At 46.9% G+C, this 22,931-nt stretch carries 14 protein-coding genes; 9 read left to right on the top strand and 5 right to left on the bottom strand.

What is annotated here, in order from left to right:
- Nucleotides 1-49: 49 nt before the first annotated feature.
- Entirely contained in the window at nt 50-1,423 is a 1,374-nt protein-coding gene (locus tag HI950_RS24305; RefSeq protein ID WP_169088370.1) for a YheC/YheD family endospore coat-associated protein, read from the bottom strand.
- A 114-nt stretch (nt 1,424-1,537) separates the two neighbouring features.
- A complete protein-coding gene (locus tag HI950_RS24310) occupies nt 1,538-2,290 on the bottom strand; it encodes a YheC/YheD family protein (protein WP_169088372.1) in 753 nt (250 codons plus the stop codon).
- Between the two features lie 222 nt (nt 2,291-2,512).
- Here HI950_RS24310 and HI950_RS24315 point away from each other — a divergent pair, with 222 nt between their 5' ends.
- The 3 genes from HI950_RS24315 (at nt 2,513) to HI950_RS24325 (ending at nt 6,058) form a co-directional block, all read left to right on the top strand.
- Nucleotides 2,513-3,556 (top strand): YheC/YheD family endospore coat-associated protein, encoded by a 1,044-nt coding sequence (locus HI950_RS24315; protein ID WP_169088374.1) that lies wholly within the window; start codon nt 2,513-2,515, stop codon nt 3,554-3,556.
- 158 nt (nt 3,557-3,714) lie between these two features.
- The gene (locus tag HI950_RS24320; protein ID WP_223285477.1) at nt 3,715-4,746 is read left to right on the top strand and encodes an NlpC/P60 family protein; all 1,032 of its coding nucleotides are present in this window, start codon (nt 3,715-3,717) and stop codon (nt 4,744-4,746) included.
- 223 nt (nt 4,747-4,969) lie between these two features.
- Nucleotides 4,970-6,058: a CapA family protein gene (locus HI950_RS24325; RefSeq protein WP_169088376.1), complete on the top strand. Its 1,089-nt coding sequence runs from the start codon at nt 4,970-4,972 to the stop codon at nt 6,056-6,058.
- 144 nt (nt 6,059-6,202) lie between these two features.
- Here the strand turns inward: HI950_RS24325 and HI950_RS24330 are convergent, their stop codons facing one another.
- Nucleotides 6,203-6,721, bottom strand: a complete 519-nt coding sequence (locus tag HI950_RS24330; RefSeq protein ID WP_169088378.1) for a C40 family peptidase — start codon at nt 6,719-6,721, stop codon at nt 6,203-6,205.
- A gap of 584 nt (nt 6,722-7,305) precedes the next feature.
- Here HI950_RS24330 and HI950_RS24335 point away from each other — a divergent pair.
- Genes HI950_RS24335 through HI950_RS24345 form a run of 3 tightly spaced genes read left to right on the top strand, consistent with a single transcriptional unit; the run spans nt 7,306 to nt 9,851 of the window.
- A complete protein-coding gene (locus HI950_RS24335) occupies nt 7,306-8,454 on the top strand; it encodes a Ger(x)C family spore germination protein (protein ID WP_169088380.1) in 1,149 nt (382 codons plus the stop codon).
- Nucleotides 8,455-8,475: 21 nt separating this feature from the next.
- Nucleotides 8,476-8,721: a hypothetical protein gene (locus HI950_RS24340; protein WP_169088382.1), complete on the top strand. Its 246-nt coding sequence runs from the start codon at nt 8,476-8,478 to the stop codon at nt 8,719-8,721.
- A 29-nt stretch (nt 8,722-8,750) separates the two neighbouring features.
- Nucleotides 8,751-9,851: a GerAB/ArcD/ProY family transporter gene (locus tag HI950_RS24345; protein ID WP_317618441.1), complete on the top strand. Its 1,101-nt coding sequence runs from the start codon at nt 8,751-8,753 to the stop codon at nt 9,849-9,851.
- A 20-nt stretch (nt 9,852-9,871) separates the two neighbouring features.
- On the opposite strand, the gene thpR is transcribed toward HI950_RS24345, so the two are convergent.
- A complete protein-coding gene (gene thpR / locus HI950_RS24350; protein WP_169088386.1) occupies nt 9,872-10,447 on the bottom strand; it encodes an RNA 2',3'-cyclic phosphodiesterase in 576 nt (191 codons plus the stop codon).
- A gap of 31 nt (nt 10,448-10,478) precedes the next feature.
- Nucleotides 10,479-12,263 carry an ABC transporter substrate-binding protein gene (locus HI950_RS24355; RefSeq protein WP_169088388.1) on the bottom strand — a complete coding sequence of 595 codons (1,785 nt, stop codon included), beginning with the start codon at nt 12,261-12,263 and terminating at the stop codon, nt 10,479-10,481.
- Between the two features lie 97 nt (nt 12,264-12,360).
- On the opposite strand from HI950_RS24355, the gene HI950_RS24360 reads away from it, so the two are divergent.
- The 3 genes from HI950_RS24360 to HI950_RS24370 all read left to right on the top strand — a co-directional run bounded on the left by HI950_RS24360 (nt 12,361) and on the right by HI950_RS24370 (nt 22,681).
- On the top strand, nt 12,361-13,890 hold the full coding sequence (locus tag HI950_RS24360; protein ID WP_169088390.1) for a DUF4153 domain-containing protein: 1,530 nt from the start codon (nt 12,361-12,363) through the stop codon (nt 13,888-13,890).
- Between the two features lie 30 nt (nt 13,891-13,920).
- The gene (locus HI950_RS24365) at nt 13,921-14,775 is read left to right on the top strand and encodes a metallophosphoesterase (RefSeq protein WP_486187808.1); all 855 of its coding nucleotides are present in this window, start codon (nt 13,921-13,923) and stop codon (nt 14,773-14,775) included.
- Nucleotides 14,776-15,055: 280 nt separating this feature from the next.
- The gene (locus tag HI950_RS24370; protein ID WP_169088394.1) at nt 15,056-22,681 is read left to right on the top strand and encodes a chitobiase/beta-hexosaminidase C-terminal domain-containing protein; all 7,626 of its coding nucleotides are present in this window, start codon (nt 15,056-15,058) and stop codon (nt 22,679-22,681) included.
- Nucleotides 22,682-22,931: the final 250 nt, after the last annotated feature.

The raw sequence follows: 22,931 nt of genomic DNA on the forward strand, positions 1-22,931 counted from the left end.
AAAGGCGACCATCTTGGCTTGCGCAATTGGGCTTTTTTTGCGTGGACAGCTATTCTTTGAGGCTGGAAGAGTAATGAGCATATTGCACAAACTTTTTCACGGACGGCCTAATTTTATTTTCGGTGGACAGCGGAGCAGTATCGTCCTTCGACGGTTTGGAGTTGACCTCGATCAGCCATACTTGGCCTCTCGAATCAAGCGCCAAATCAATGCCTAGCTCGGCAAAATGCCCCGCCATTCGGTTTTCGATGCCTTTGGCTATATGAAGTGCGGCCCGCCGAAGCTTCGATAAACCGCCAACTGCTGCGGAGGCATTTGAACGTGCAAGAGCGGCCCTGACGGTCGTTATTGTTCCGCCGCGGGCTAGATTGGACACGAATTGCTCATTGCCGGCTATTCTTGCGACGATAGAGGTGATGCTCCATTGGCCGGTTTCACCGCGCTGTACCAGTGCCCGGAAGTCGACTGGCCTGCCGGCTACCGTTAAAAGCCTGAGCCCTCGCTGAATCTGATAGCGGCTTTTTCTCACTTTGCTCGAGATGGCATGAAACAATTTCTCTATGCTCATGTACGTTTGCGTTCGAACGCCGCTCAAATGGTTGAAATGGCAGGTGTACGTCTGATTAGCATTTCGGTGGATACGAATGATGCCAATGCCCAAGCTTCCGGTTGTCGGTTTTAGAAAGACGACGTCATACTTATTGCACATCGTTTTTAGAGCCTGGAAATTGCGGAGCAGATGGGATTCCGGAAGATAAACATGCAGCTCGGGCTCTTTTTTAAGCGCATGGAAGACTTCTATTTTGTTTAAGTATTTTTCATTGAAAAATACTACGTTATGGCGAGCTTTAGCGTATTTGACAAACTGCTGGAAGCTTGCCCTGCGCTCCAGCTTGCGGGAAGTAATGCGGTTATAGATCACCTTGGGAATGGGAAAGCGTCTTGAAACCCATTTATTCGTATAGACCCAGCCCTTGATGCTATCGGTCTGCTTCTGCACATCCTCCTGCGTGAAAAAAAAGACGACAGAGCTTTCAAGCTTGCATGCATCGCTTAGCTCTCGGCAAAAAGACGTATTGACGCCGAACGGCTTATAAGGCGCTTTTCTATTGATACGGCTAACGATTACGCCGATAAGCGGCCCGATCTGAATCGTTTCCGAAACGGGTTCATATTGAAGGCGCAGCTCGTCGTCATGAGCGAGTCCCCATTTAGAAGCAAGCGCCGCACTTACGAGCAATACGCTGTCCTGTGACGATGGTTCGACCGTTACCTGATGGCTGGCTGATCCGAAGCATAGATTCAAAGGCTCGTGAAAGGGGATCGTCCAATTTTTTCCGATTTCTTCGCTGAGCATGAGGGTCGATTCATCTGACGAGTTGCTGGAATTTTGTATTTGCAGCGTTACCTTTGTTAGATTCATGCGAACTCCTTCCCAGCACTGACTTGTCGCACTAACGGTTAGGGCTTGTAGGAAGCGGGACCGAGCAAGCGGCCATTCGCCGAGCTGATCGTCTCCTCTGCATCCCGCCCTTATTTAAACAGAGTTATTTCTGATCGTGCGAACAGAAGAGGCGATTTGCGCAAACAAGCGCGGGTCTGAGTGATATCTGAAAAGTTGAAATTGAGGTCTCGTGTTCGCTTCGAGGAGCCAAATTTGTTCATTCGTATCGATGGCGATATCTAAGCCCAGCTCTGTTATTTTCGGAAAATGCCGCTTCATGGCATGGGCGATTAAGCCAGACATTATTTTGATCCGCTCATCCCATTCTGCCCCTTCTTCTTTCGTCACTTGAAGAGCTTGATACAGCCGTATCGCCCGTCCGCCGCTGCTGTGATTCGTCACAAAACGGTTCGGAGCCGCTATCTTCCCCATAATGCCGAAGAACCTCCATTTTCCGCTTGGCCTAAGATGCAATAAAGCTCGGAAATCGATCGGTTTGCCGTCGATTCTAATTAAATCGATCCCTTGCTGTACGAGATATCTCTCTTCACCGATCATTTGCTTCAGCTTTAAAGAAGCTTTCTTTACGCTGCGGTATGCCATCTTTTGCGATGCCGTTCGGATGACATAGTTTTCTCCCTCACGGGCAACTTTCATAATGCCTTGTCCCTGCATGCCCACATCAGGTTTGATAAAAAGGACGGCATGTTTTTCAATCATTTGAATAAAAGCTTCCGGGGTAAAAAGCTCTGTTTCGGGCAAATATTTACGGAGTTCCGGCTCGCCCCAGAGTGATTCGTGCTTCAGCCATTTCCTCCCAGGATATTTAATCAATCTAGCTTTCACTTTGGAATCTCCTCCGCTTGTTAACAGCTGTTCACGTCATGAAATAAGCTGCGATCGACGTTATTCATGTTATTCCGGTATTAATCAAAGAGTACCTGCCCGCAATATTATTCATAATTTAGGCGATTATCCAAGGCGGGACGAATGTCTTTGCGCATAGGATATTAAACGGTTCCAAGCTTGCGAGAGCCTTGCAGACGAAAAAGATCGGAGAAAACAAATATGAATAATATTTTAGGCATTATGACACACCGAATTATGCGCCCGGAAAACTTTACCCGCCATGCACGGTCGGCGATTGCCGAGAAATTTGAGGGAGTCATAATTTACACCCCAAAGGATGTGAATCTGCAGAAGAGGCAGATCCACGGCTGCGTGTATCAAAGCGGAGGCTGGACCCGAAAAACGGTTCCTTATCCTAAAATCAATATGGACATCGGTTTTTATCCTCCAGCGCTGGAGGGAAGAGCGAGTCTTGTAAAGAAGAGCAAGCAGCTGCGCTTTACCGGCTACGGCTTAGGCAACAAATGCAAAATTCAAAGCCATTTGGTCGGCTCCTCGGTTCTTAAGCCGCACTTATTGCCAACCGAAAAAATAAATAGCTCGCAGCAATTCATTCAATTTTTGAAAAAGCATGAAATCATAATGGTGAAGCCGATCAACGGATGGGGCGGACGCGGGATTATAAAGGTAACGCTGGAGAAGGAACGTTTTGTGGTCCAAAGAGATGGCGCAGGCAAGCAGAGCTTGCCAATCGACAGACTGGATTCCTACATTAGAGGCGTTTTGAAAAGCGGCAGGCATTTGATGCAAAAGTGGATTGATATTAGAAACAAAAACGGGAAAGTGTACGACATACGCGCGCTCATGCAGAAGAAGGATGACGGAGAATGGGTAATGACAGGCATGGCCGTCCGAGAAGGCATGAAGAACAAAATCACCTCAAACATTAAGAGTGGAGGCGACGCCTATAAAGTAGCTGAATATCTGGAGGGCGAGCAGGGCAGCGAGGAGGGGGAAGCGCTCACGAAATCGATTGTTGAGGTAGCGGAATATATTCCGGATTTTGTGGAAAAATCATACAACTCTCGCTTGTCTGAGCTTGGGATCGATCTCGCTGTAGATCGTAGCGGAAAGCTTTGGCTAATCGAGATCAATATTAAACCGGGGAAAATGATAATTAAGCGATTATATGGGAAAAAAGCTTGGGAACAATGCCTTCATATTCCCTTTCATTATGCCCGAAATTTGCTTGAAAAAAAATGAACTTGAGCCCCCTTCAGCCGCACTTGTGCAGGCTGGAGGGGGCTTTATTTATGGTAAAAGATTGAAGCTTACCCATGCTTGGATATATGTACCAGCGAAATTGATTAGTAAAACTTGCTATTATAGGAATACATCACATATAAGGAGTTGGTAGATCTATGAAGAAAAAGATTATTGGCTTGACCTTAGCATTGTCTTTAAGCACGACTGGAATGGCTTTCGCTGCTACTAATTTTTCTACATCCGAAGCTGTGGCTAAATATAATAAGTATATTAAAGCTGATAGCTATGTAAAAGACGAATTGTATAATGTAGCAGACTTCCGCAGCAAGTATGCAAGCCAAAAAGGTACGCTTGCTTATCAAGTTGTGGAGCGCGCGATATGGTATATGGAGAACGGTTACTTTATTTATGGACATGGCTCGAAAGCCTACGGGAAGTATGGTTACGAGGATTGCTCGGGGTTTACTAGCCTTGTTTATGGCGACTTCGGCTATAATATTACAGAAACATCGAGAAATTATGACTCCGTTGGAACGAAGGTTGCTGGCGTTGGCAAGAAAAAGGTAAATGGCAAATGGCAGCTGACAGGCATCCAAAACCTTCGAATTGGGGATATTCTGACTTGGCAGCAGAGCGATCACATCTCTCACGTCGCCATCTATATGGGAACTAACCGAGAAGGCCAGCCCGTCGTCATCGGAACAAGAGGTGATGGCAACCCTACGGCACTTGGAACGGTTGACAGCTGGTCTTATTGGTGGGGCGAGAAATTCCATTCCGCGAGACGGGTATTGCCTAGTGCAGCCTTAAGTGGAATGGCGGGTAAAACGGCAAAAGCGCCAGTCATACCGCAGTCCTATGTGCTTCCGCCGCAGAAGAAGATTGCTGCCTGGCCAAATGGAAGTACATCTACACCGCAGCCAACACCGCAACCGACGCCGAAGCCGCCGGCAACTTCAAAGCCGGATGATCAACAATCACAGAAAAAGTATGTGGTAACGAAAAATGGCTGGGTATCTCTGAAAGCGGCAGCCAAACAAAGCTCAAGCACGGTAGGTAGGCTGGAGCTCGGACAGAAAGCGGAGCTCGTTAAGGAAGTTAATAGTTATTGGTATCAAGTGAAAGTAGATGGCAAAAACGTATACATAACGACAAACAGTACTTACACGAAAGTAGTTACTGGGTAGTCGGCCATTTTAAACTTATAGGTGTGAGCGTTATGTTAAGAGCAGACTGTGATTTTTCAGCAGTAGGCCTCGCAACAGACGCTCATGCCTTTTTTCTATTTCATAATTGAAATGGCAATATAGGCGAATATCCAATGCGGGACTAGTGCCCGGATCATATGATATGGTGTGGCTCCGCGCTAGTTCGAGAGTTCATTAAAGATTTAGAGAACGGAGATGAATCATGAGTACGGACATTACGATCGCCGCGGTCGGAGACTTCCTCATCAAAACGAGGATTATTAACTCCGTCAAGGTTTCCGGTGAAAGAGGCTACGATTTTGATAAGCTATTTGAACAAGTCGCCCCTCACTTGCGCAATGCAGATTTTACGATTGGCAATCTTGAAACGAACTTTGGCGGAAAAACGAGTGATAACGTATACTCCGTTGTGAAAAGGCATCCTAAAACCAATTGGCCCATGTTCAATTGCCCAGACCAGTTCGCCGGCACGTTAAAAAACCTTGGCTTTGACGTGCTTTCCACTGCAAACAATCATTGTATGGATTGCGGAATTAACGGTCTCAAACGGACATTAAAGGTGCTGGATTCCCATGGCCTTGCTCATACAGGAACGTTTCGATCACATAGTGATTCGCAGCAATTTTTAATTAAAGATGTGAAAGGAATTAAGATCGGCGTCTTGGCCTATACGAAAACGACGAATCAAATTCCAGTGCCCGAAGGCCAATCCTGGGCTGTCAATTTGATTTCACCAAATAAAATTGTTGCGGATATTAAGAAGCTGAAATCGCGAGCGGTAGATCTTGTTATTGTATGTATGCATTTCGGAAGAGAATACGGCATGTTCCCAAATGATCAGCAAAAGAACCTCGTCCCATTATTATTCAAAAACGGAGCGGATATTATTCTAGGGGCGCATTCCCATGTCATCCAGCCCGCTTTATTTTATAAGGTTAAGGACCATACAGGCGAGAATAAGCAAAGGTTTGCCATTTATTCCTTGGGTAATTTTATATCCACACGGTTATATAGAAATGATCACACACTAACGGGTCTCATTACAAGACTCAAAATTAGGAAACATGATGACGGCACGACCCAAATCATGAGTGCAGATTTTATTCCTACCTGGGTGAGGATCACCAAATCAGGAGACAGGAGTGTATTTCGGGTACTGAATTTGAAGGAAGAATTGAAAAAACAAGCAAATGGAAATAGTAATGAGCTGACTAGAATGAGAAAAATGTATGAGCATGTCAAGCACCATATTAAGCGAAGCTCAGATGCTCCTGAGTTAAAAGTGTTGTAGCCATTTCATGTTAGCCAGATAGAAAAAGATCACCCTTCCATCCCGCGCTGCGGGTTAGTAGGGTGATCGTTTAATGTTAAATTCCGAGTCATAGGAATTGGTTTGTCCACATTCATGATAGCGCTTACTTTCGGCAATGTGCCGCTACTTGATTACACGTCTTGCTACGATAAATCTATCTTTGTAATAGCTGCTTTTATAGATGTTGGATACGATAACATCGTTTTTGGCACTGGCATTATGAATCATTTTGCCATTGCCGATGTAGATTCCGACGTGGCCGACATCTTTCTTGTTCTTGGAGCCACCGTTCCAAGTGAATATCAAATCGCCTTTTTCAAACTTGCCCCATGATACCTTTTGACCAACTTTTGCTTGAGCGTCATCATCTCTGTTGACAAGTTTCACACCAACATTTGCAAGTCTATAAGCAAGATATGTGAAGCCTGAGCAATCCGTTTTGTATGGTGCCCTTGTTTCTTGTCTCTTTGTCCAATGTACATAATCTACCTTGTTGGTTAAGCCAATTGCGGTTTGAACAAGCTTATTTCTTTTTGCGGATACGGATGCGGCATCGACGTCCTGTACTTGTAATAACGATGTTGCTGGCAAGCTGACGGCTAACATCAAGATTGCGATTTTTCTTTTGATTCCTGTATTCATATGATCTCTCCTCTGTGTTAGTCTCATCCGTATTATAAGTTTACTTTACAGAGGAAAAAACCTGAAAAAATTGGAACGTAATCGCTTCCAGCATACTAAAAGGCTGGAATAAGCTAGCTGCAATGCGGCTTTTATTCCTATTTTGCGAAGCGGCCCCAAAACGTATGAATAATTTTTTTCTTGTTGTAGCGTGCCCAGTATGTTAAAATGGCCGGCTATTGTTGAGAATAGCTGATTTCCCACAATATTTCCTGTCATATTTACTAGCCGAGAGCGTATTAGCGGATTCAATTCCGCTTCTTTACGGCTCTTTTTTATTTAACGGCATTGGAGTGAGAGACGATTTTAGGGGAATAATGTAAATAAATACGGATATATTGAGGGTTCCGTTGATTGGCTTCGAATCATTGCTTTCATCATCGCTATTGCGATTTCCGTTTATGATAAGCGCGGCTATTTTTCGGCGGCTTCATCATCAGAATTCCGCTAAAAACGCTGCTTCGTTTCTCAATAAACCATCATAAGCATAAAACGGCCAAGTAACGGTTAGCAAAGCAATATGCGGAAAGAATGAGGAATGAGAAATGATAAAAAAAGGGATGCTTCTTCTCATCCTGACGGCGGTATTTCTAATCCTCCCCGGATGTTGGAGCAAATACGAGCTGACGGAACGCGGTTTCGTAATGGGAGTCGCGCTGGATCAAGGGAAAAACGGAGATATCGAGATGCTTACGCAAATCTACCGTCCGACTTCAGCGCAAAGCGTATCATCCGCGACAACCGGTCCTTCCAGCATACATATTAAGACAACTGACCAGTCCGTCATGGAGGCGATAAGGGATATTCCCATTCATTTAGGAAGAAAAGCGCAATGGAGCCATTTGCGTGTCATTATTGTTGGAGAAAAGCTGGCGAGGAAGGTCAACGTTGGCAACCTGCTGGACCTTTTTTACCGCGATCATGAGCCAAGAAGCAGCGTTTCCCTAATGATCGCTAAGGGCTCGGCCAGCAAGCTGCTAATGAAGCAGCCGTTGATCGAGCAGACCTCTGCACAGCAGTTTTTGCGAGCGAGTGAATCCGCCTATAACACCGCATCCAAAACGATGGATATTTCGCTGCTTCATTTGCTGCTGCAGCTTAAAAGCGCCAATTCCGATGCCGTCGTGTCTTATGTATATGAGGATAAACAATCTAACGATATGTTTGCCGCAGCTGGCCTTGCTCTCCTCAAAGACGGGAAGATGAAAGTCATTTTGCCTTCGAAAAGAGTGGAGGGACTGCTCGTCCTTCGCAATGCTTATAAATCCGGCGTGATCGAAATTTCATGCCCCGGCAGGAAGGGAGAGAATGAAACGTCCGAGATTCTTGCCATGCAGGTCCGGGTAAAGCCGGTATTCAAGGGAGACAAGTTGACTATAAAAAGCAAAATCGAAGGAGACATAGCGATCGGTGAGCTTTCGTGCAGCACGATCAGCAGCCTGAAGGATGAAGAAGCATTTATTAAGCGTGTCGAAGAAAAATTGAAGGAACAAGTGCGGCTTACGATAAAGTTCCTTCAGGCAAACCAAATAGACGTCATTGATGTGGGCAATCACGTGTACAGAACGAATCCCCGGAAGTGGGAACGTATGAAAGGGGATTGGGGTAAGCAATTTGCTGAAGCTTCTTTTGACGTTCAAGCAAAATTGAGACTCGTCACAAACGGGACCATTTCCAGCAAACCTGCTAACTAAGCAAGGAGATGAGGGTTCGATATGGCTGAGCGAATAGTTGTCCTAATGGTTATTTTCGGCGGCATGCTGCTCCACTATTGGTTTGTTTTTCGAAACAAAATCAAAAAGCGTGAAAAGGCTGTATATTTTTTATTGCTCCTGATTGGTTTGTATTTAGGCATGGATTACGCTTTAAATAAAAACTGGTTAGACTTTAATGATATGATAAAGCCTGTTTTCGGAGGGGTATCCAAAGAGATCGACGATTTCTTAAATGTAAACAAATGATAATTTCGAAAGGGTAAGGAGGGAGCAGCATAGAAAAGCAAACCGTTAATCCTTTTCAAATGGGCGTGCTGTTTTTCGTTTTTATGACCGGCTCCTCCATCATCAATGTCCCAGGACCGCTCATTGGCAAAGCCGATAACGGAGCATGGATCTCCCTATTGTTGTCCGGCGGGATGGGCTTTCTGCTCTTAAGCTGCATCTTATTCCTGCATCGCCGTTATCCTGACCTGACTTTCGTAGAATACAGCCGCAAGTTAATCGGAACGACGCTTACAACCATCTTCTCCGTATTGACCATATCTTTTTTACTCCAGATGCAATCGGCGATGGTGATCGATGTCGGTTTATTTATGGTGAGTTCCATGCTAAGGGAAACGCCGATGTACGTGTTTACGCTGCTTATATTCATTGTATCGGCCGCAACCGCCTTTGCCGGTCTTGAAGTCATGGCGAGAATGTTCACGTTGACCATGATTTTGACCGCCTTATGCGTGCTGGTCGTTTTAGTGATCGCGCTCCCCGATTATAATCCTTCGTTCCTGCTGCCCGTTTTGCCGAAAGGAATCAAGCCGGTGCTGCATGGGGCATATTTTACGTTTGGTTTTCCTTTTGCTGAGGTCTTTTTGTTCTCGATGCTGCTGCCGTTCGTCAAGAAGACCTCGTTAGGCAAAATGCCCAGAACGTTGTTTATTACGCTAGGTATTAATATTCTAATCCTGTGCGCATCTACGGTAAGCGCCATTATGATTTTCGGGCCGTTTGCCGGGGAGAAGCCTTACGTTTTGTTTTCTTTGGCGCGCGTAGTCGAGTTTCAGGAAATTATACAAAGAGTGGAATCGATTATAGGTATGTCGCTTATTTTAGGCTCCTATATGAAAACGTCCATAACCTTGTACGTAATGAGCTTATATATAAGCAAGCTGGTTGGTTTGCAAGACAGCCGAACGATCGTCATGCCTTTGGCTTTAATCGGCTTTCTGATGGGACTCAACAGCTTTGACGGAGCAGCAGAATGGAGCCAAATTGTCTCAACTGTCCATCCCGTATGGGCGTTTGCTGCGTTTGTCGTTCCTTTGCTGCTGCTGACGGTCATCACATTGTTCAAAAAAGATGACAGCAAGAAGACATAAGCGATGTGATGTTGCCGTTTCTAATGCTCGGCTAACGGATATTCGCCGATGATCTCATACATCGGTGCTGCGTGCATATGGGTACGCATAAGGACGAAACGGTCGGCTTTCCATTCAAGCGAAGAGGGAGCGGAGGCTGTCGACTCATTTGACATTTCCGTGCCTCCCGCAAATCCCCTGGCCAAGGTGATATGCGGCGAGTAGGGACGATCCTCCGGCACGAACCCGACCGTTCGCGTTGCCTTGATTACCTCCACGTGAAGGTTGTTTAATCCTTCAAGGTGTCCTGCAATTGCTGCCCAAAGCACCCGTGGCGATTTGGCCGGGCCAAAGGTGCCTGCTCCATTCAATACTAAAGTGAGGGGCTTTGCCTTTACATCACGCAGAGCGGCTTGCAGCGCATCGCGCTGGGCAGCTGTTGTGTCGCCTAGAAATTGAAGCGTAATATGGTAATCGCGCGGATGGGTCCATTTTCGGAAGGAAAGCCTTTCTTTATGGACAAGTGTCCAGTTTTCCAGCTTCTTTGAGATAGGCTCCGGTACAGGTATGGCAATAAATAAGCGCTGCGTATGATCCTTCGCATTTTCTTGTCCCATTTCGATAACCTCGCTTTATTCTAATATCCGTCTACGTAAACCAAATATCTCGAAACCGTACCCAACCGAGCGATTCGAGCGATATTCCCCGTACCGATGGATGGAATGCGGTTTTTAGATGCTTACAGTAGAGGAACAGCAGGCTGTGCCTCTCTTTAAGCTCTGCTTCAATGTCTAAAAATATCCCCTCTCGAAGCGAGCGGTCAGGCTCGCCCAGAAGCCTTCGGATGCTGCGCTCCAGTCTATCATGAACATCCGGCAGCGCATGCTGCTGCATGCTTTTGTACAAATCAATAAGCCTGAGCTCGCGATGCTCGTCCAGCATGATCGCAAAGAGCAGCAAATCGGCTGACATGCGCGCTGTCCCTTTAAATTGCTCGGCAGGGATCAGATTAATGCGCAGTGAAATGCCAGACCTCGCACAAACCTGCCGAATGATCTCCGCATCCGCCGCATATTGCGGAATAGTGGCAAGTACTAGCGTCTCGCCGTTATAGCCTGAGCTTGCAAGAGCTTGCTTGATGAAGCTCCAGTCACAGTCAGCGTCCTCCGGCAGTTTCTGCGCTTTATCCGGCCAAAAGCTGTTCACGCCTTCTATTACATCTCCAGATAGCAGCTTTAGAAGCTCGGTACGCTGTGTAGCGAGATCAATTGCCGCTCGAATAGCCGGGTTAGCCAGCAAGCCGTCCTTCTGCTCATTTACAGTTATGAACTTGCAGGTCATTCCCGATTGCCTAACCTGCTGCCACCGTTCGGCTGCATGCTCCGATAATCTCGCGTTGTGCATAACCTGAAACGATTGCTGCTCAGCGTGCTTCTCACGCGCCTCCTCCTCGGCAATCGTCCATACCTCAACCCGATCGAGAAAGGCCCTTCCTTGAAAATAAGGAGCAAAAGCCTCTAGTATCCAAACACCCTGCTCATTTCCCATAAATCGAAAAGGACCTGTGCCAACGGGCTTCTCGCCGAATTGCTCTCCTGCCGCCATGCATGCATCCTGAGGGACGATCGATGCGCGATTGGTCGTGAGGAAAGCGAGAAAGGCTTCGTTGCGCTCGGATAATTGAATGCGAATCGTGGTGTCATCCGGCGTATCCATTGCAACGATATCGGAGTAGACCCAGCTGTAGAGACCAAGCGGTGCCAGCCGTTTAAGCCGCTCCAGCGAATATTTGACATCGGATGAATCCAGCTCGCGGCCATGATGAAACAGAACGCCTTTGCGCAAATAGAACGTCCACCTCGTTCGCGTTTCATCAACCTCCCAAGCATGCGCCAGCTGCGGCAAAATATGCTCGCCCTTCGGATCGATGCGAACAAGCCCATCAAAGATCTGGTTGACGAGATGGGACTCGCCCGTGTAATGGATGTATGCCGGGTCGAGTGAATAAATCGTTTGCTGCAGCGGAAAGCGCAAAATATCGGTCCGCCGCTTGCCCTGCACTTCGGAATGAAAGCCGAATTGGTCGGACAGCCAATCTTGAAATTGATCGCGCAGCAGAGGTGAATCCTCAACCTGCTTCAGAAGCCCGAGCGCGGCATGCAGATCTTGTTTTTGCATCATTTCCTGCGCTTCCAGCAGCGCGATTTGCTCCTTGCTGATAAGGAAAGTTAGCGTCGAACGGTTGCCCCGCCCTCTTTTTGGCTCCCAAGTCAGCCACTCCTCCTGCTGCATTCGCTTTAATAAAAGAACCATATTTCGATGTGTGCAATCGAGCAAATTTGCAAGCTCCTGCGTAGTGGCTTCAAAGGAGAAATTCTCTTGTATATTCGGATAGGAACGCCTTAGCGCCAAGTAATGTCGACGTATTTTCATGCAAAATACTCCTATTCTAAAATATGAAATTTTCCAATTATAACTTACACTTTTTGTTCTTGTTTTCTAGGTTACAATAAAAGGAGGAAATTAACAAATGGAGTGTGAAGTTGGAATGAATGACATGAGAGATCCGGCGCCATGGCAAAAAAGGTATGAAAAAATGCTTGTTTTTGCCCTCTTATTCGGCTTGGTTAGTCAATATTTATTTGTTGGAGCGCCTGCCGGCATATCTGTTATGGTGTTTATCCTTGGATTTTATGGTCTTTTCTTTTATTCCATCAAAGGAAGATTGGGCGGCTTCGAGAAATGGCAGGGGCAAGCAAGATCTGGCTGGCTGCTGTTCATTCCGATTTTTCTGCTTGCGTTAACCTATGCCCTTTATGCAAACAACTTATTTCGGCAGCTGAATATGTTTGCTTTATATGCGTTAATAGTGTCGCAGACGGTGCTCATGACGAGAAGCAGCACGAAGCCTTGGTACCGAGGCGTGTTTTATGTAGAGCTTTTATTTCTAGCTCTTGTGAAGCCATTGGCATTTATAAGCGTACCGTTCACCCTGTTAAATGATCGAATAAGAGGGAAGGAGAGCATCGCGTTTAAGAAGAGCAAGTTTGGCAAAATAGCGATTGGCTTGCTCCTCTCTGCGCCTATTCTGATCGTTGTTGTCTCCTTGCTGGCTTCGGCTGATGAAATATTTTTATCGTGGCTGATTGAAATTCCGGACGTATTCAGCCGCTTCTCTATAGGAGACGGCATTTGGCGAATCATTGTAGCCGCCTTTTTTGCTTTTTATGCTTTTTGTTACATTTGGGGTCTGCTATTCAGCAAATTATCGGAAAAGGCGAGCGGGCCTGCAGCAGATCCGCAAGCAGCCGCTCTTAAGCAAAACGAACGTATCGAGCTAGATCCGATAACGGCGTGCACGCTGCTCATCAGCATCAATCTTGTATATGTGCTGTTTGTCGCCATTCAGTTCTCGTATTTGTTCGGTGCTGCTGGTGGCATGCTGCCAGATGGAGCAGCATACGCCGAGTATGCGCGCAGAGGCTTCGCGGAATTAATTTTGGTCGCACTGATCAACGTGGTGCTGCTTTTGTGCGGACTCCATATCATTCGGCGCACAAGCGCTGCTGCGGAATGGGTTCGCAAGCTTGCGCTGACCGTTTTAATCGGCTGTACGATCGTTATGCTTGTATCGGCTTATAGCCGCTTGTCGTTATATGAGGAGGCGTACGGCTTCACGGAAACGAGATTATTGGTACATGGCTTTATGCTGTATTTGGGCGTGCTGTTCGCGATTGCCTTGCTTCGCATTTGGAAGGAGCATTTCTCGATGGGCAAAGCTTATATTTGCGTGTCTATCATCGCTTTTGTCATAATGAATTATCTCAATTTGGATGCGCGCATCGCTGCCCAAAATATCGATCGCTTCGAGAGGAGCGGGAATATCGACATCGCTTATCTCGGCACGTTGTCAACGGACGCTGCGCCCGAGCTGCTTAAGCTGCAAGCGAAGCATCCGAAGCTAGCGGGGCTGAGCGAGGCCATAGATACGCTTCAGCGCCAAGCCCAGCAAAGCAGCAAGTGGCAATCATGGAACTTATCGAAGCAAAGGGCGAAGTAAAAGAAAGGTAAGGAGATTGCTGTTATGCGAATGACAAAAAAACGTTTGTTCACCATCATTCCTTTGGCTATTATCGCTGTGATCGTTTTCCTCTATTTTGAGAACAATGCCATCGGTATTACGAAGTACCAGCTGAGCTCTGCTAAGCTGCCTGACGGATTTGACTCCTATCGCATCGTTCATCTGACGGACCTGCACAGCAAATCCTTCGGCAAGGACCAGAGCACGATTACCCGCAAAGTAAAAAAGCTGAAGCCCGATCTCATTGTAATGACAGGCGATTTGGTGGATAGCAGACGCTACAACGAGGAAATCAGTCTAATGCTGATGCGCAAAATGACCGAAATAGCCCCCGTGTATTATGTAACCGGCAATCATGAATGGGGATCTAGATTCCCCTTATTGGCAAAGGGGCTAAGGGAGCTGGGCGTTCATGTCATGCGCAACGCAAGCGAGCTCGTTAAGCTCGGCGACGGTGCGATTCGGATTGCCGGCGTAGATGATCCGACCTTTAATCATGAAGCGGATGGCGATGTCGATAAGATGAACGCGCATTTGGGGGCTGCATTTAAAGACGTAGATCGATCCAAGGACGCCTATACGATTTTGCTGTCACACCGGCCGGAATTATTCTCTGTCTATGTACAAAACCAAATCGATATAACCTTCTCCGGCCATGCCCATGGCGGACAGGTTCGATTGCCTTTCATAGGCGGACTGGTTGCGCCAGGGCAAGGCTTCCTGCCCAAATACGACGGAGGCAAATATACGGAGGGCGGCTCAACGATGATTGTTAGTCGTGGGCTCGGCAACAGCATTATTCCCCAGCGGCTGTTTAATCGGCCGGAGGTTGTGCTTGTGGAGCTGAAGAAAGCAAATGAATAGCGCTTGTAAAAATGTCGAGATCAAAGCCCTGACCGTACGCGGTCGGGGTTTTATTTTGCTTTGAGGGATTGAATTTCAAATCTCAAAATCAGGAGGTTAAACCAGAAAAGCAGGGAAAATGAATCTCCTAGTTATTAGTAGAATCATACTAAATGCCAGCTGAGATTGTAGAAAAGAGCGCTTACATCGTAGATTAGCAGCGTTTCGAAACGCTTTCAAAGCAAGTATGATTTTCATAGAGGTACGTCTGTACTCTGAAAAAACAAAAGGAGGGTTCAATTTGTCAAGATCGAGAAAAAGGATTGTAAGTATGCTATTGTTGTTCTTCATGTTGACGACATCGCTATTTCCAGCAGCCATTTGGCCTGCCGCAACAGTTCATGCACAATCTGAAGAACCAGGTTCTGAAACCGTTGCCGCATCCGTTTATGAGTCCGTTTATGATGGGCTAGTCACGTTGAAATCATCTAATACGCTGCTAGAGGATAATTTTAAATGGGCAACTGGCCAGGCACTTGAGTTTGTCCAAACGGGCAAGACTGGACCGGTTAACGTAAATAAAACCGGAGGTCAACCAGGTCCGTTTACATATATCCCATCGTATTGGGCGGGATATAAGCATCGTACTGCGTTTTATAGCAGAGACTTCGTCCATCAAGCGCCAGGGGCGAGCATACTTGGACTTCACAATGAGAACTTCAGCATGTTCCAAACCTTTGCCAAAGGGATGACGGAAGCTAGAAAATGGTACACCCTTTGGGCGTATAACTTTGACGCATCTAATTACACGATCGACTGGCGGAGCGACACCAACTTTGTCCGTGAGGTGCCTGCACAGTTTGAACTGGTCGAGAAGGCGTATAAGCAATATCTTTGGACTGGAAACGACGACTATATTAATGATCCGTACTTATGGGATTTCTACACCAAAACGGTAACCGATTTCATCACGCTGCATGATACGAACGGCAATGGTGTCGCGGAGGGCACGGGCGGCGGTATTTTCTCAGGCGCAGTAAGCTACAATGAAAGAAGCGACGAGAAGATCATTGAAGCTGGCGATGCGATCGGTTCGCAGTATCAAGCGTTCCTTGCATATGCCCATATGCTAGAGGCGAAAGGCAGCAGCGCAGAAGCAGCAAATTACTTCGCCAAAGCCCAGCAGCTGAAAGATTACTTTAATAATGAGTGGAGCATCAAGGACGGCGACAAAGCAGGCAGCTATGCGAGAGCGCTCGGAATTGACGGTCAAACGAAATATGCCGGTTTCGGCAAAGAGAACAGCTGGTTTATGCCGATGAAGCTCATCACCGAGCCAGGCCAAAGAAACAGCAACTATCTGGACTATATTTCGGGCGAAATCGGTAATGGATTGCTTTATGACAGTCCGACCACGAAAGCGAGACTAGACAAACCGAATTCTCCTTCAAACGTTGAGGCATATACGTATTTGCCAGATACGTTCTATCCGTATAACCGTGTGAACGAAGGCTGGAAATGGCTTGAATTCCTCATGGAAACAAGACCGAACAAACATGAGCAGTTTAACGCTGGCACATTGACGAACGGCGAATATCCGGAAATTTCATACACCATCATCGGCAACGTCATTGAAGGGCTAATGGGCATTGAGCCGAACGCTCCTAAGCATGCGGTAGCAACGGCGCCTAGGCTTTCAAGCGAAGTGCCTGATGTGAAGGTTGATTTTCTGAAAATCGGAGCAAATGAACTCAGCGTTTCTCATACAGGCAACACCAAAACAGAGCTTGCGAATAAAGAAGGAACTCAACCGCTTACATGGGAAGCACGTTTTTACGGCAATTTCCCAACGATTACGCTTAACGGAACCGACATGCCCGCACTTCATAAAACAGTTAATGGCGTGAAAGTAAGCTACATTACAACATCGGTTGATGTAGGCGCGACAGCGCAAGCTGAGGCAAGCACAGCTGGAACAGCGGATAAAGCGGAAGTTCCTTCCAGCGATCGGGCGGCAGGCACCTATGATACAACGATTGCTGCAACATTATCGACTCCAACAGCCAATGCCAAAATCTATTACACCTTGGACGGTACAACGCCAACAAGAGATTCCAATCTTTATACGGGTCCGTTCATCATTCAAAAATCGGCTACGTTAAAGCTGATTACGGCGAGTGACACCATTTTGGACAGTGATGTTGCTTCCTATGATTATACGATTAATGCTCCAATTGTTGAGAAGCCCATGTCTTCGAAAGAGGCAGCAACGTACAGTGCACCTTTTTCGATGACTTTGAGCACGGCCACAGCAGGAGCAGACATCTATTACACGACAGACGGCAAAACGCCAACAAAAAGCACCACGAAGTATGTCAATCCGATCGCAATTGCGCAAACAACGACAGTAAAAGCAATTGCCTATAAAAACGATTGGGTAGATAGTGATGTAGTCGTGTATGACTATGCAATCGTTTTGCCCGTAACAAGCACGCCAACAGCGAGTAAGGCGGCAGGACGTTACGATGAAGCGTTCCAAGTAACGCTTGCAACAGAAACAGTAGGCGCTTCCGTCTACTATACAACAAACGGAGATACGCCAACGATTAACAGTACACGCTATACAGGTGCAATTGACATTACCCAATCAACTACGGTAAAAGCTATTGCTATGAAAGACCTGTACACGAACAGCGGCGTTGCATCCTATTCCTATCGGATCGTCAGCGGTCCGCTTGCTGATCCGGCAAGTGCAACGGTTTACTTATCCGATTTGGACTGGGTTAGCGCAACAACCGGTTGGGCGGGGCATCCCCCGCTAAAGGATCATGCGATTAAAGATGCAAATACGCCGATTAAAATTAACGGCAAAACTTACGCGAAAGGGATCGGCGCCAACGCCACTTCTATTATTAAATATAATATTGGCGGCGGATACGGTACGTTTAAAGCCGTAATCGGCATTGACGACGTACAGAACAAGAAGGGCACGGCGACTACCCTTTGGTTTGAAGTGCTGGGGGATGGTTTTTCAATTTATAAAAGCCCGACATTTAACACGGTTAACGGTCCAGCAACGGGCATTCCAATTGAATTGGATATTGTTGGTGTAAACGAACTTACGCTTGTTTTGAATGATGCAGGCACGCCGGCAAGCAATCCTTCGAACAGCGATCACGGTGACTGGGCTGACGCGAAAATTATACCGCGTGGTGCAGTTGCAAGCGTTGCTCTTAACAAACCGACAGTGGCATTGTCTGTTTACGGTACAGAGCAGCTGATATCAACCGTTTCTCCGTCAGATGCGACTAATCAAACGGTAACCTGGACTTCAAGCGAGCCGTTAATTGCGACAGTAGATGAAACAGGAATAGTTACGGCTGTATCGCCGGGCATGGCGACTATAACGGTTACCGCACAAGATGGCGGTGTTACGGCAACTTCGACTGTTACGGTTTCGCAAGCGGTAACGGGCGTGACATTAAGCGAAACGTCATTAAACCTCGTTAAGGGAGAGCAATCAACGCTGTTAGCTACAATTGCACCAGCGGATGCGACGAATAAGGGCGTTGAGTGGAGCACAAGCGATCCAGCGATTGCGACAGTAAGCAGCACAGGCGAGGTAACCGCAGTAGCGCTTGGGAAGGCGACGATAACGGCGACAACGAAAGATGGCGGATTTAAAGCTGCGACGACTGTTACTGTTACGGGACCGCAAGTGAGGCTTAAATCCTCAAATGCCTTGTTGCAAGAAAATTTCCAATGGGCAATCGGTCAGGCGCTTTCATTTGTCCAAACGGGCAAGTCTGGACCGGTTAACGTAAGCAAAGGCGGAGGTCAGCCAGGTCCGTTTGAATATATTCCATCTTATTGGGCGGGATATAAGCATCGCACTGCGTTTTATAGCAGAGACTTCGTCCATCAGGCTCCAGGGGCGAGCATACTCAGACTTCATAATGAAAACTACAGCATGTTCCAAACCTTTGCCAAAGGGATGACGGAAGCTAGAAAATGGTACACCCTTTGGGCGTATAACTTTGATGCTTCCAATTATACGATCGACTGGAAGAGCGACACCAACTTTGTCCGCGAGGTGCCTGCACAGTTTGAGCTAGTCGAGAAGGCGTATAAGCAATATCTTTGGACAGGAAACGAAGACTACCTGAATGATCCATTCTTATGGGAGTTCTATACGAAGGTCGTTACCGATTTCATCACGCTGCATGATACGAACGGCAATGGTGTCGCGGAGGGCACGGGCGGCGGTATTTTCTCAGGCGCAGTAAGCTACAATGAAAGAAGCGACGAGAAGATCATTGAAGCTGGCGATGCGATCGGTTCGCAGTATCAAGCGTTCCTTGCATATGCCCATATGCTAGAGGCGAAAGGCAGCAGCGCAGAAGCAGCAAATTACTTCGCCAAAGCCCAGCAGCTGAAAGATTACTTTAATAATGAGTGGAGCATCAAGGACGGCGACAAAGCAGGCAGCTATGCGAGAGCGCTCGGAATTGACGGTCAAACGAAATATGCCGGTTTCGGCAAAGAGAACAGCTGGTTTATGCCGATGAAGCTCATCACCGAGCCAGGCCAAAGAAACAGCAACTACCTGGATTATATTTCGGGCCAAATCGGAAATGGTTTGCTTTATGATAGCCCGACCACGAAAGCGAGACTAGACAAACCGAATTCTCCTTCGAACATCGAGGCATATTCATACTTACCTGATACGTTCTATCCGTATAACCGTGTGAACGAAGGCTGGAAATGGCTTAAATTCCTCATGGAAACAAGACCGAACAAACATGAGCAGTTTAACGCCGGTACGTTGACAAACGGCGAATATCCGGAAATTTCGTACACTATCATCGGCAACGTGGTTGAAGGGTTGATGGGCATTGATCCGAACGCTCCTAAGCATGCGGTAGCAACGGCGCCTAGGCTTTCAAGCGAAGTTCCCGACGTTAAGGTTGATTACCTGAGAATCGGCGAAAATGAAACAAGCGTTGCCCATACCGGCAACACCAAAACCGTTTTCGAAAATAAAACCGGCACAGGGCCGATTACGTGGGAAGCGCGTTTTTACGGAAATTTCCCAACGATCAAACTTAACGGTACAGACACGCCGGCACTTTATAAAACCGTAAATGGCGTGAAAGTAAGCTATATTACGACATCGGTTGCGGTAGGTACTAGTATTGAAGCAGAGGCAGTCGCAACGGGGACAGCGGATAAAGCAGCAGCTCCATCCAGCGATAAGGCTTCTGGCACATATGTTACAACGATTTCTGTCGCATTAGCATCGCAAACGGCCGATACGAAAGTATACTACACGTTGGATGGCACAACGCCGACAAGAGACTCCAAGCTTTACACGGGGCCATTCATCATTCAAAAATCGGCTACGTTAAAGGCGATTGCAGCCAGCGAAACGATTTTGGACAGCGATATCGCTTCTTACGATTACACGATTAACGCGCCAATTGTAGCGATGCCGATTGCGAATGTAGAGGCGGGACTGCATGATAAGTTTTTAACTGTTGCATTAAGCACGGCTTCAGCGGATGCTGAAATTCATTACACGATTGACGGCAAAACACCAACAAAGAACAGCACAAAGTACGTCAATCCGATCCAAATTACGAAAACAACTACAGTAAAAGCCATTGCGTTTAAAGAGCGATGGACGGATAGCGACTTAGCGACCTATGCTTATGAGATCGTGCTGCCTAAGGCCGCTGACCCGACAGCCAGCATGCCAGTAGGGCGTTACGATGAACCGTTTCAAATTACGCTTGAAACAGCAACAGCAGGCACAGCCATCTATTACACAACAAACGGCGATAAGCCAACGAAGGATAGCACGCTTTACACAGGTGCGATCGACATTACCAAATCGACATGGCTGAAGGCGGTTGCTATTAAGGATGAGCATTACGATAGCAATATTACATCGTTTGTTTATCACATCAATGGCACGCTGCCAGTACCAGCAAGCAAAGAAGCCTATCTTTCTGACTTGGATTGGGTAAGCGCAGAGAGCGGATGGAAGGGACATCCGCCGTTAAGGGATCATACCATTAGCAACGCTGCCACACCGATTAAGATCAATGGAAAAACTTATGCTAAAGGTATCGGAACCCATGCGACTTCAACGATTGTTATAAATATTGGCGGAGGTTACAGTAAATTCAAATCCGTCGTTGGTATAGACGACGTGAAAAACACGCCGACCTCAGCTAGCAGCGTATGGTTTGAGGTACTAGGGGATGGCGTATCCCTTTATAAGAGCCCGACTTTGGAGGTTGCAAACGGCGTACCCGCACAAGGCATTCCTATTGAAGTAGACGTAACGGGAGTATACGAGCTTACGCTTTATGTAAGCGATGCAGGCTCGCCTGCGTCTAATCCAACGAACAGCGATCATGCTGATTGGGCTGACGCGCTGCTCATTCCGCGTGTTGATGTTGTACGTGCAACTGGCGTGACCGTAAGCAAAACCTCACTTGACCTAACGACCGGAGCGAAGTCAACGCTGGCAGCGACGATCGTGCCTGAGAATGCGACGAATCCAGAAGTAGAGTGGAGCACGAGCAACGCGGCTGTTGCAACAGTAAGCAGTACAGGCGAGGTTACTGCAGTAGCACCGGGTACGGCGACGATTACGGTGACTACGAAGGATGGCGAATTTAAGGCTACAACAAAAGTAACGGTAAGCGCGCCAAGTACATCAGGACCTGGTCCAAGTGGGCCGAGTGAACCTACGAAGCCAGTAGAACCGCCTGTTGTTAACCCGCAAGGCAGCATCAAGCTGGAGCCTAAGACAGATGCAAATGGCAAAGCCAATGTCGTGCTAAGTGAAAAAGATATTCTTTCTGCAGGTCATTCTTCAAACAAAACCGTTAGCATTGAGGTTAAAACAGAAGCAGGCACCAAGGATATCGCGGTCTCTGTTCCTGTAGCGAAGCTGCAATCGGGAACGACTTTAGCCATCGATACCGGCTTTGCGAATGTCTCCATTGCCCCAGAATTGCTGGTGCATGAAGATGGAAGGGCTGCAGCAGCGCTGGATCTGTCCGTATCGCTGATTGACAAAGCTACGCTTCCAGCTTCCGTACAAACCATTATTGGTCAAAATGAAGTATTTGATTTCAATCTGACGATCGATGGCAAAAAACAAAGTGATTTTGGATCTAATCGCATTGATATTGCGCTGCCTTACCAACTAAAAGACGGTGAAAACGCCAACCATATTGTCGTTTACTACATCAACGACAAAGGCGAGCTGGAAATCGTCAAAAATGGCCGCTTTAATCCGGAAACGGGCAGCGTTGAGTTTTCTGCCAAGCACTTTAGTAAATACGCCATTGCAACGGTTAATGTATCATTCAGCGATACTAGCAGCGTTGCATGGGCAAAGGATGCTATCGAAGCGCTTGCTGCAAGACAGGCGATTAACGGTATTGGCGAAGGTAAGTTTAATCCGAATGGCCGAGTGACTCGCGCTGAATTTATTGCGATGCTGGTCCGGACGTTCGATCTTCAGTCTGACAATCCGACTACTAGCCTGAAGGATGTTGCTCCAGGAGCTTGGTATTATGAAGCAGTAGCTTCCGCACAGCAGCTTGGCATCGTGAAGGGCAAAGCGGATGGAAGCTTCGGTATTAACGACCAAATCACCCGTCAGGAAATGGCAGTCATGGTGTATAGGGCAGCTAGTCTCGTAGGCGAGCCTTTAACTCCAGATTCGGCATCCGAAGGCTTCAGCGATCAGAAGGAAATTTCAGCTTTTGCCTTGGAAGCAGTGTCTGCAATGCAGAAGGAAGGTTTGATCAAAGGATTAGATAACAACAAATATGCGCCTTTGTCTCATTCCACTCGTGCCCAAGCTGCAACCATTATTCACCGTTTGTATATGCTGGTGAAATAATACTAAACAAGCTATAGCAGCTTAGACCCTTGCAAAAATGTTGATCCCCTTCATGTAGAGGCATGCAGAGTAATCTGTATGTTTCGCATGAGGGGGATTTTTTTGAAAGCTTTCCCCCTTAGAAAGCAAAAAGAGACCCACAGCATTCGGTGCTGTGGGTCTAACTATATATATATTACAAAAGGGGGTTGTTTATAGTATAGGTTGTTTTCATTAAAACGAGATGAATATTAGATTTCAAGTTTATTAC

It is taken from the genome of Paenibacillus sp. PL91 (assembly GCF_012935325.2).
GTDB lineage: Bacteria > Bacillota > Bacilli > Paenibacillales > Paenibacillaceae > Pristimantibacillus.